The organism is Salmonella sp. 32120201201600049SM (assembly GCF_017572835.1).
Taxonomy (GTDB): domain Bacteria; phylum Pseudomonadota; class Gammaproteobacteria; order Enterobacterales; family Enterobacteriaceae; genus Salmonella; species Salmonella enterica.
Genome location: NZ_JAGESA010000016.1, coordinates 47,964 through 57,642 on the forward strand (window position 1 = coordinate 47,964; position 9,679 = coordinate 57,642).

Genomic DNA, 9,679 nt, shown 5'->3' on the forward strand with positions numbered 1-9,679 from the left:
TGATAAGCAAAGCGCATCAGGCATAATGCCGGATGGCGGCGTGAACGCCTTATCCGGCCTACGACGACAATTATCCATACACATATTTAATCCAGTCGTCGTTTGGTTTTTAGCCACGTCAGGCCAATAAACATCACCGCCGAGGCGATTAAAAACAGTACGTTAACGCCTAACACGACCGGAATATTGCCGGCCAGAAACAGACTTTGCAGGGTGCTAACAAAATAGCGCGCCGGAATAATATAGGTCACCGCGCGGATCACCGCAGGCATACTGTCTATCTGGAAGATAAATCCGGACAGCATAATTGAGGGCAAAAAGGCGGCGTTCAGCGCCACCTGCGCGGCGTTAAACTGGTTGCGAGTGATGGTGGAAATCAACAGCCCCATCCCCAGCGTACTCAGTAAAAACAGACTGGTGATGATAAACAGAATCACCAGCGAACCGCGATACGGCACGCCGAGAATAAACACCGATACCAGCATACAGAGCAGCATCGCCAGCATACCGAGAAAGTAATAGGGAATAAGCTTACACAGCAGCAGTTCAACACGCGTCACTTCGGTTGAGAGCAGCGCCTCCATCGTGCCGCGCTCCCATTCGCGGGCAACGACCAGCGAGGTGAGGATTGCGCCAATTACCGTCATGATAATGGTCACCGCCCCGGGAATGATAAAATGCTGACTGATCGCCGCCGGGTTAAACCAGTAGCGCGTCTGGACGTCGATGAGCGGTTCAAAGGTGTCGCCGCGATCTTCCGCCCGCTGCTGTTGCCAGATTTGCCAGATGCCTTCCACATAACCCTGAACGAAGTTGGCGGTGTTTGGCTCGCTGCCGTCGGTAATCACCTGAATTGGCGCGCTGTCACCGTCGCGCGCCATTTGCTGCGCGAAATCCACCGGAATCACCACCAGTCCGCGAATGCGTCCGGCCTGCATTTTTTCAATTAATTCATGGCGATTATCGCTAATGGTCGCGTCGATATAGGGTGAACCGGTCATCGCATGAGTGAAATCCAGCGCCTCCTGGCTTTGCTGTTCAAGCAGAATCCCCACCCGCAGCTTGCTGGAGTCAAGGTTAATGCCGTAACCAAAAATAAACAGCAACAGCAGCGGGATCACCACCGCAATCAGCCAGCTACTGGGATCGCGCACGATCTGGCGCGTCTCTTTGACGCACAACGCACGCACGCGGCGCCAGGAGAGAGACTTACTCATGCGTATGCTCCTTATCCCAGTCATTGATGAGAGTGATAAAGGCTTGCTCCATCGTCGGATCGGCCTGTTGCTCATCGGCGGCCTGCGCTTTGAGATCGTCCGGCGTACCGCTGGCGATAAGCTTCCCGCGATAAACCAGTCCGATGCGATCGCAATATTCCGCCTCATCCATAAAGTGGGTCGTCACCATTACCGTGACCCCTTTTTCCACCATGCTATTAATATGCAGCCAAAATTCACGGCGGGTGAGGGGATCAACCCCGGACGTTGGTTCATCAAGGAATAAAATATCCGGTTCGTGCATCAGCGAGCAGGCCAGCGCCAGTCGCTGTTTAAAGCCCAGCGGTAGCGCATCGGTGGGATGTGACGCGATGCTTTTCAGACCAAACGCTTCACTCATGCGCTGAATTTTTTCATTTTGCGCGCGGCCCCGCAAACCGTAGACGCCGGAGAAAAAACGCAGGTTCTGCTCAACCGTCAGGTTGCCGTAAAGCGAAAATTTTTGCGCCATATAGCCCAGATGCTGACGGGCTTTGCCGGAGCTGACTTTCAGGTCCATATCCAGCACCAGCGCCTTGCCGGACGTCGGCACCAGCAGGCCGCACATCATTTTAAAGGTGGTTGATTTACCCGCGCCGTTCGGGCCGAGCAGGCCAAAAATCTCGCCGCGCTGTACGACGAAATTAACATGGTCCGTAGCCGCGAAATCGCCAAATTTTTTCGTCAGTTCCTGCGCTTCAATCACCGTTTCGCCGGCAGTGCCTTCAACCGTATGCAGGATTGAACCCAGCGGAGACTCCGAGGTTCCCGCTCCGCCAAGCAGATCGATAAACGCATCTTCGAAGCGCGGCGCGGTCTCATTGAGGGTGATTTCCGGCATCCCTTCGGCCTGGCGAATATCTGCTGCGGTCGCCTCTTTTTTCAGGATCAGGCGTACCGAACGTCCCTGAATCATGCCGTCGCTCACCTGCGGCAGTCTGAGCGCTCTCTGTAGCAACTTACGGTTGTTTTCCTGTGGACTACTCATCAGAAAGCTACGACCGGCCATCGTTTGCGTCAGCGCTTTAGGTTCGCCCTGATAGAGCAGCTCGCCTTCATTCATCAGCAGCACATCGCGGCACTGTTCGGCTTCATCCAGATAGGAGGTACTCCATAAAATCAGCATCCCGTCGCCCGCCAGTTCGTGGACCATTTGCCACAACTCGCGCCGTGAAATCGGGTCAACGCCAACGCCCGGTTCATCCAACAGCAGCACTTTCGGTTCGCCGACCAGCGTACAGGCCAGCCCCAGTTTTTGCTTCATCCCGCCGGACAATTTTCCTGCCAGACGGCCAGTGAAAGGGCCGAGGGCGGTAAACTCCAACAAACGGGCAAAGGTCTTTTCCCGTATCTCGCCGGTAACGCTGCGTAAATCGGCATAGAGATTAAGGTTCTCCATGACGGTAAGATCTTCATACAGACCGAATTTCTGCGGCATATAGCCCAGAACCGCGTGCAGCTCGCTGTCGTTTTGTATCGGGTCGAAGCCTAATACTGACGCGCTGCCGCCATCGGCTTTGAGCAGGCCCGCCAGCATACGCATCAGCGTGGTTTTTCCTGCGCCGTCCGGCCCTACCAGCCCGGTGACATAACCGGAATGAATGGTACAGTCGAGCGGCGCGACGGCGGGTTTATCCATTCCCGCAAAGCGCTTCGTCAGACCGTGCAGCGTAATAACGGCCTCACTCATGCCGTGCCTCGTCATTAAATTTCACCGTGACTGGCATCCCCTGGCGTAACGCATCGTCCGCATCGGTGACGATAATGCGCAGGCGATAGACGAGATCGGTACGCAGATCCGGCGTTTCGACGGTTTTCGGCGTAAATTCCGCGGTGGGCGAAACGAAACCAATCTTGCCGTGGTAAGGTTTGTCAGGACGACCGTCGGTATACAACAGAATGTCGCGCCCCGGTTGCGTCTGACTGAGGTTGCGTTCATCGACATAGGCGCGCACCCAGACGGGGCGGGTCAGCGAGAGCGTTAATACCGTGCTGCCGGCGTTCAGCATACTGCCAGGCTCGACCGCGCGGGTGAGCAAGGTTCCGTTGGCAGGCGCGATAAGCGTGGTGTCCTGCAAATCAAGCTGCGCCTGCGCCAGTTGGGCCTTTGCCTGTTCCAGGCTGGCTTTCGCCTGGGCGATATCCTGTTCACGATTACCGGTACGGTACTGGCTCAGTTTATCCTGCGCGGACTTCAGCGTCGCCTGCGCCTGATCGCGCGATGAGCGGGCGTTTTCCAGATCGTTAGCGGAAATGGTGCGGCTTTTCCACAATCCTTGCTGACGGTTATAAAAGTTTTGCGCGTAGTCATAAGCGGCTTGTGCCTGTCTGACGGCGGCGGCGGCCTGGGCTATCTCTTCATCGCGATAGCCTGCCAGCATCAAATCATATTGCGCCTGCGCGACCGACACGCCAGCTTTCGACTGCATTAGCGCGTTTTCGTATGGCGCGTGATCCAGTTCGCCGAGCACCTGTCCGGCTTTGATAGTATCGCCTTCATCAACATTCAGCGACGCCAGTCTGCCGCCGACGCGAAAGCTGATATTGACGGTACGGATATCGACATTACCGTATAGCGTCAGCCCATCGTCCTGCCGACTTTGATACCACCAGGTTCCACCGGCAATCACAGCGACGATCGCTGCGATTGCCAGTCCGATAACGACAGGTTTTTTCATCAGTCCAGACTCCTTTGCGTTAAACCGTGCAGAATAAGATCGATGTGGCAGGTTACCGTCTGGTAAATCAGCTCCGCTTTTTCTTCATCAAACTGCGGCCAGCCGGTACGTAACAGAATAGTTTCTTTGCCGAGACGGAACGCCAGCACTTCGCCCAGTAAGGCATGGGTATGCAAAATCATGCGCGTATCATTGGCGTCGCAGCCGGTATAAGCGGCAACCAATCTTGTCAGATGGGTGTGCAACGGATCGATAACCTGTTCATGGACCAATTGATAGGCCGACGTGGGAGAGAGCTGCTCGCGTGAAATAAATTTGCTCAGGTTAACGGTGTCTTCCTGCGTCAGCAGCATAATCATGTTCTTGCAGGCGAGCAGAATGAGTTCGCGTATGGCGTCCCGGTCAGGGGCAGGCTGGCGAAACAGACGTTCCGCTTTTTCAGCATGGGGGCGAAATTTTTCGCCAAGAAAATCGGCAATCCACTGGGCGCAGGCGAGGTATAAATCCTCTTTTGAGCCGAAATAGTAAGTAATGGCGGCAATATTTTGCCCCGCCAGCGCGGCGATATCGCGCGTGGTGGCATGGAGGCCATACTCGCCAAACTGCGCCAGTGCGGCGGCAATGAGCTGACTTTTCGCCTGCTCGCCCTTGGTGGTCGTGGTGGGAATATTCATCACACGCCCTAATTTTTAATCAATCGATTGATTAAGACTATGACTCATAATGGCACTTGTCCAGTGTGGTCGATTAATTTGTCTTTGCTACCTTCCGGGATAATTTATGCGCCGCATCACAAAAACTGCTACACTCCGCCCCTTCATGACATTGTGGTTTTTGTCATTCCAAATTTGAGCATCTCCCTGAAAACTACACCGGCAACGGTCGGGGCGGTCCGGAGTAGTTATGTCTTTTGATTCCCTGGGATTAAACCCTGATATCCTGCGCGCCATTGCCGAGCAGGGTTACCGTGAACCTACCCCTATTCAGCAACAGGCGATTCCCGCCGTGCTGGAAGGCCGCGATCTGATGGCCAGCGCCCAGACCGGAACCGGTAAAACGGCGGGTTTTACCCTGCCATTGTTGCAGCATCTGATTACCCATCAGCCGCATGCTAAAGGTCGTCGCCCGGTGCGCGCGTTGATCCTCACGCCAACCCGCGAGCTGGCGGCGCAAATTGGCGAAAACGTCAGAGATTACAGTAAATATCTCAATATTCGCTCGCTGGTGGTATTTGGCGGCGTAAGCATCAATCCGCAGATGATGAAACTGCGCGGTGGCGTGGATGTGCTGGTGGCGACGCCGGGACGTCTGCTCGACCTGGAACATCAAAATGCCGTGAAGCTGGATCAGATTGAGATTCTGGTACTGGATGAAGCCGACCGTATGCTGGATATGGGCTTCATTCACGACATTCGTCGCGTGCTGGCGAAACTGCCGGCGAAGCGTCAGAATCTGCTGTTCTCCGCCACGTTCTCCGACGACATCAAAGCGCTTGCCGAAAAGCTGTTGCGCAACCCGCTGGAAATCGAAGTGGCGCGCCGCAACACGGCCTCAGAGCAGGTAACGCAGCACGTGCACTTTGTCGATAAAAAACGCAAACGTGAACTGTTGTCGCAGATGATTGGCCAGGGCAACTGGCAGCAGGTGTTGGTCTTCACCCGCACCAAGCATGGCGCGAACCATCTGGCGGAACAGCTTAATAAAGACGGTATTCGCAGCGCGGCGATCCACGGTAATAAATCGCAGGGCGCACGTACCCGCGCGCTGGCCGATTTTAAATCCGGCGATATTCGCGTGCTGGTAGCGACGGATATTGCGGCGCGTGGTCTGGATATTGAAGAGCTGCCGCACGTGGTCAACTATGAACTGCCGAACGTGCCGGAAGATTATGTACACCGTATTGGCCGTACCGGTCGCGCGGCGGCAACTGGCGAGGCGCTGTCGCTGGTCTGTGTTGACGAGCATAAACTGTTGCGTGATATCGAAAAATTGCTGAAAAAAGAGATCCCACGCATTACGACGCCGGGCTATGAGCCGGACCCGTCGATTAAAGCGGAGCCGATTCAGAATGGCCGTCAGCAGCGCGGCGGCGGCGGCGGTCGTGGACGCGGACAAAATCAGGGGGGAGCGGGGCGCAGTCAGCAGCCGCGACGTCAGGATAGTGGGGCAGCGAAGGCGAAATCAAAACCGCGCACAGACGAGGGGAAACCCGCTGGCGACAAAGCACGTCCGCCGCGTCGCCCGCGCAGAATCACGCCTGCCCAGTAAATTTTATCCGGCAACATGCCCGGTAGCGCGACGCTTACCGGGCCTACGGACTATGCAAATACGTAGGCCGGATAAGGTGCTTGCACCGTCATCCGGCAAAATACACATCGCGTTGCGAGCCGCCTTCCAGAACCGGTAAAAAAGGTACTTCCCGCCCCTGAAATGTGACACAATAGTGGCTGTTTATACAGTACTTCAGGTTTTCTCATGGCATTGACCGCTGCGCTGAAAGCGCAAATCGCCGCCTGGTATAAGGCGCTTCAGGACCAGATTCCCGACTTTATTCCCCGTGCGCCGCAGCGGCAGATGATTGCTGACGTCGCCAGAACGCTGGCCGGGGAAGAAGGGAGACATCTGGCTATTGAAGCGCCGACCGGCGTCGGGAAAACCCTCTCCTATCTTATTCCCGGTATTGCCATTGCCCGGGAAGAGCAAAAAACACTGGTGGTCAGTACCGCTAACGTGGCGTTACAGGATCAGATCTTTAGCAAAGATTTGCCGCTGCTACGAAAAATCATCCCCGATCTGCGCTTTACCGCCGCCTTTGGCCGCGGGCGTTACGTGTGTCCGCGAAACCTGGCGGCGCTCGCCAGTAGCGAGCCTACGCAGCAGGATCTGCTCGCCTTTCTTGATGACGAACTGACGCCTAACAACCAGGAAGAGCAAAAGCGCTGCGCCAGGCTGAAAGGGGATCTTGACGGTTACAAATGGGATGGTCTGCGGGATCATACCGACATTGCTATTGACGACGATCTGTGGCGGCGATTAAGTACCGATAAAGCCAGTTGTCTGAACCGCAACTGTCACTATTACCGCGAATGTCCATTCTTTGTCGCCCGACGTGAAATACAGGAAGCGGAAGTCGTGGTGGCGAATCACGCGCTGGTAATGGCGGCGATGGAAAGTGAAGCCGTACTGCCGGAACCAAAGCATCTGCTGTTGGTACTGGATGAAGGTCATCATCTGCCCGATGTCGCTCGCGATGCGCTGGAGATGAGCGCGGAAATTACCGCCTCCTGGTATCGCTTGCAACTGGACCTGTTCAGCAAACTGGTGGCGACCTGCATGGAGCAATTTCGCCCTAAAACCACGCCGCCGTTAGCGAACCCTGAGCGACTTAACGCCCATTGCGAGGAGGTATACGAACTGATCGCCTCGCTCAATGCCATTCTTAATCTGTATATGCCCGCAGCGCAGGAGGCGGAGCACCGTTTTGCAATGGGCGAGTTGCCTGATGAGGTCATGGAAATCTGCCAGCGACTGGCGAAGCTGACCGAGACGCTGCGTGGGCTGGCGGAATCCTTTCTCAACGATCTCAGCGAAAAAACCGGATCGCACGATATTGTGCGTTTGCATCGGGTGATTTTACAGATGAACCGGGCGCTAGGAATGTTCGAGGCGCAAAGTAAATTATGGCGGCTGGCTTCGATGGCGCAGTCTTCAGGCGCGCCGGTGTCCAAATGGGCGACGCGTGAAATACGCGAAGGGCAACTCCACGTCTGGTTCCATTGTGTCGGTATCCGCGTCAGCGAGCAGTTGGAAAGATTGTTATGGCGCAGCGTACCGCACATTATTGTCACCTCGGCGACACTGCGCTCGCTCAATAGCTTTTCGCGCCTGCAGGAAATGAGCGGCTTAAAAGAAAAAGCCGGCGACCGCTTTGTGGCGCTGGATTCGCCGTTTAATCATGTGGAACAGGGGAAACTGGTGATTCCTCAGATGCGCTACGAACCCACCATTGATAACGAAGAGCAGCATATTGCCGAAATGGCAGCCTATTTTCGTGAGCAACTGGAGAGCAAAAAACATCATGGTATGCTGGTACTGTTCGCCAGCGGGCGGGCGATGCAGCGTTTTCTGGAGCATGTCGCTGATGTGCGCTTACTCCTCCTGGTCCAGGGCGACCAGCCGCGTTACCGACTGGTAGAGCTGCACCGTAAACGGGTGGAGAGCGGCGAACGCAGCGTGCTGGTTGGGCTTCAGTCTTTTGCCGAAGGGCTGGATCTTAAAGGCGAGCTGCTGACGCAGGTCCATATCCATAAAATTGCCTTCCCGCCGATCGACAGCCCGGTCGTGATCACCGAAGGCGAATGGCTAAAAAGCCTGAATCGTTATCCGTTTGAGGTACAAAGTTTACCAAGCGCGTCTTTTAATTTAATTCAGCAGGTAGGGCGATTGATCCGTAGCCATGCCTGTCGGGGAGAAGTGGTCATTTATGATAAGCGTTTGTTGACCAAAAACTACGGACAGCGTTTACTGAATGCCTTACCTGTTTTTCCGATAGAGCAGCCTGCCGTGCCAGACGTTATAGTAAAACCAAAAGCAAAACCTGCACGCCGCCGACGGCGTTAATGCTGTGAGCACACTTCAAGGAGCTTTCAATGGATTATCGCAAGATCATCAAAGAGATCGGGCGAGGTAAAAATCACGCCCGCGATCTGGATCTGGATACCGCGCGCGGTTTGTATACCCGAATGCTGAATGGCGACGTCCCCGACCTGGAGATGGGCAGTATATTGATGGCGCTGCGTATTAAAGGCGAAGGCGAAGCCGAAATGCTGGGCTTTTATGAGGCCATGCAGAATCATACCATCAAACTGACACCGCCCGCAGATAGGCCGTTGCCGGTCGTTATTCCCAGCTATAACGGCGCGCGTAAACAGGCGAATTTAACGCCGCTGCTGGCTATCCTGCTGCATAAATTGGGCTTCCCAGTCGTAGTACACGGCGTCAGTGAAGATCCGACCCGCGTACTGACGGAAACTATATTTGAGCTGATGGGGATTATCCCCACCCTACACGGTGGACAAGCGCAGGCCAAACTGGACGGGCGCCAGCCGGTGTTTATCCCGGTGAGCGCGCTCTGCCCGCCGCTGGAAAAACAGCTGGCGATGCGCTGGCGGATGGGCGTGCGTAACAGCGCGCATTCACTGGCCAAGCTGGCGACGCCATTTGCTGAGGATGCCGCGCTGCGTTTATCAAGCGTTTCTCATCCTGAATATGTTCCGCGTGTGGCGACCTTTTTTAGCCGCATTGGCGGGCGGGCTTTGCTGATGCATGGTACCGAAGGCGAAGTCTATGCCAACCCGCAACGCTGTCCGCAAATCAGCCTGATTGATAGCCGTGGCGTGCAGGTACTGCATGAGCGTCAGAGCGACACGCACGACGAGCCGCTTTCACTGCCTGCGACTAAAGATCCTGAAATCACCGCGCGCTGGATTGAGCGCTGCCTTGCCGGCCGCGAGCCGGTGCCGCAATCATTAAAAACGCAAATGGCCTGTTGTCTGGTTGCGACGGGAGAGGCGGCGACGTTAGAAGACGGGATTGCGCGCGTCGAACAGGCTTTTAGCTGACTAGTCCTGATATAGGTTGACAGTTTTTTGTCTGTAAAACGCCTGATGAACATCATCGGGCGTTTTGTATTTCAGGGCCAGGTGTGGCCGTTCATGGTTATAAATTGCCACGGACTCTTTTACT

The 9,679-nt window shown here is 55.3% G+C and carries 7 protein-coding genes; 3 read left to right on the forward strand and 4 right to left on the reverse strand.

Translation table 11 applies throughout. The features are described from left to right. Window positions 1-86: 86 nt before the first annotated feature. The 4 genes from J4650_RS21285 to cecR are packed head-to-tail and all read right to left on the reverse strand — an operon-like array spanning window position 87 to window position 4,608. Window positions 87-1,217 carry an ABC transporter permease gene (locus J4650_RS21285; RefSeq protein ID WP_000045765.1) on the reverse strand — a complete coding sequence of 377 codons (1,131 nt, stop codon included), beginning with the start codon at window positions 1,215-1,217 and terminating at the stop codon, window positions 87-89. Beyond that, window positions 1,210-2,946, reverse strand: coding sequence for an ATP-binding cassette domain-containing protein (locus tag J4650_RS21290; RefSeq protein WP_001287616.1), 1,737 nt, complete (start codon window positions 2,944-2,946; stop codon window positions 1,210-1,212). Before J4650_RS21290 ends, J4650_RS21285 begins: the two co-directional genes overlap by 8 nt. Beyond that, window positions 2,939-3,934: a secretion protein HlyD gene (hlyD, locus tag J4650_RS21295; RefSeq protein ID WP_023994029.1), complete on the reverse strand. Its 996-nt coding sequence runs from the start codon at window positions 3,932-3,934 to the stop codon at window positions 2,939-2,941. Before hlyD ends, J4650_RS21290 begins: the two co-directional genes overlap by 8 nt. Continuing rightward, window positions 3,934-4,608 carry a transcriptional regulator CecR gene (cecR, locus tag J4650_RS21300; protein WP_020898574.1) on the reverse strand — a complete coding sequence of 225 codons (675 nt, stop codon included), beginning with the start codon at window positions 4,606-4,608 and terminating at the stop codon, window positions 3,934-3,936. Before cecR ends, hlyD begins: the two co-directional genes overlap by 1 nt. A gap of 229 nt (window positions 4,609-4,837) precedes the next feature. Here cecR and rhlE point away from each other — a divergent pair, with 229 nt between their 5' ends. The 3 genes from rhlE (at window position 4,838) to ybiB (ending at window position 9,555) form a co-directional block, all read left to right on the forward strand. Beyond that, window positions 4,838-6,202: an ATP-dependent RNA helicase RhlE gene (rhlE, locus tag J4650_RS21305; RefSeq protein WP_023243507.1), complete on the forward strand. Its 1,365-nt coding sequence runs from the start codon at window positions 4,838-4,840 to the stop codon at window positions 6,200-6,202. A gap of 207 nt (window positions 6,203-6,409) precedes the next feature. Then, window positions 6,410-8,554: an ATP-dependent DNA helicase DinG gene (gene dinG, locus J4650_RS21310; RefSeq protein WP_001218637.1), complete on the forward strand. Its 2,145-nt coding sequence runs from the start codon at window positions 6,410-6,412 to the stop codon at window positions 8,552-8,554. Between the two features lie 29 nt (window positions 8,555-8,583). Beyond that, window positions 8,584-9,555: a DNA-binding protein YbiB gene (gene ybiB, locus J4650_RS21315; protein WP_023994028.1), complete on the forward strand. Its 972-nt coding sequence runs from the start codon at window positions 8,584-8,586 to the stop codon at window positions 9,553-9,555. Window positions 9,556-9,679 lie beyond the last annotated feature (124 nt).

Bases quoted from the DNA above. Each gene is read 5' to 3' on its own strand.
- hlyD (WP_023994029.1), bottom strand. From the start codon at position 3,934: ATGAAAAAACCTGTCGTTATCGGACTGGCAATCGCAGCGATCGTCGCT.
- dinG (WP_001218637.1), top strand. From the start codon at position 6,410: ATGGCATTGACCGCTGCGCTGAAAGCGCAAATCGCCGCCTGGTATAAG.
- rhlE (WP_023243507.1), top strand. From the start codon at position 4,838: ATGTCTTTTGATTCCCTGGGATTAAACCCTGATATCCTGCGCGCCATT.
- ybiB (WP_023994028.1), top strand. From the start codon at position 8,584: ATGGATTATCGCAAGATCATCAAAGAGATCGGGCGAGGTAAAAATCAC.
- J4650_RS21290 (WP_001287616.1), bottom strand. From the start codon at position 2,946: ATGAGTGAGGCCGTTATTACGCTGCACGGTCTGACGAAGCGCTTTGCG.
- cecR (WP_020898574.1), bottom strand. From the start codon at position 4,608: ATGAATATTCCCACCACGACCACCAAGGGCGAGCAGGCGAAAAGTCAG.
- J4650_RS21285 (WP_000045765.1), bottom strand. From the start codon at position 1,217: ATGAGTAAGTCTCTCTCCTGGCGCCGCGTGCGTGCGTTGTGCGTCAAA.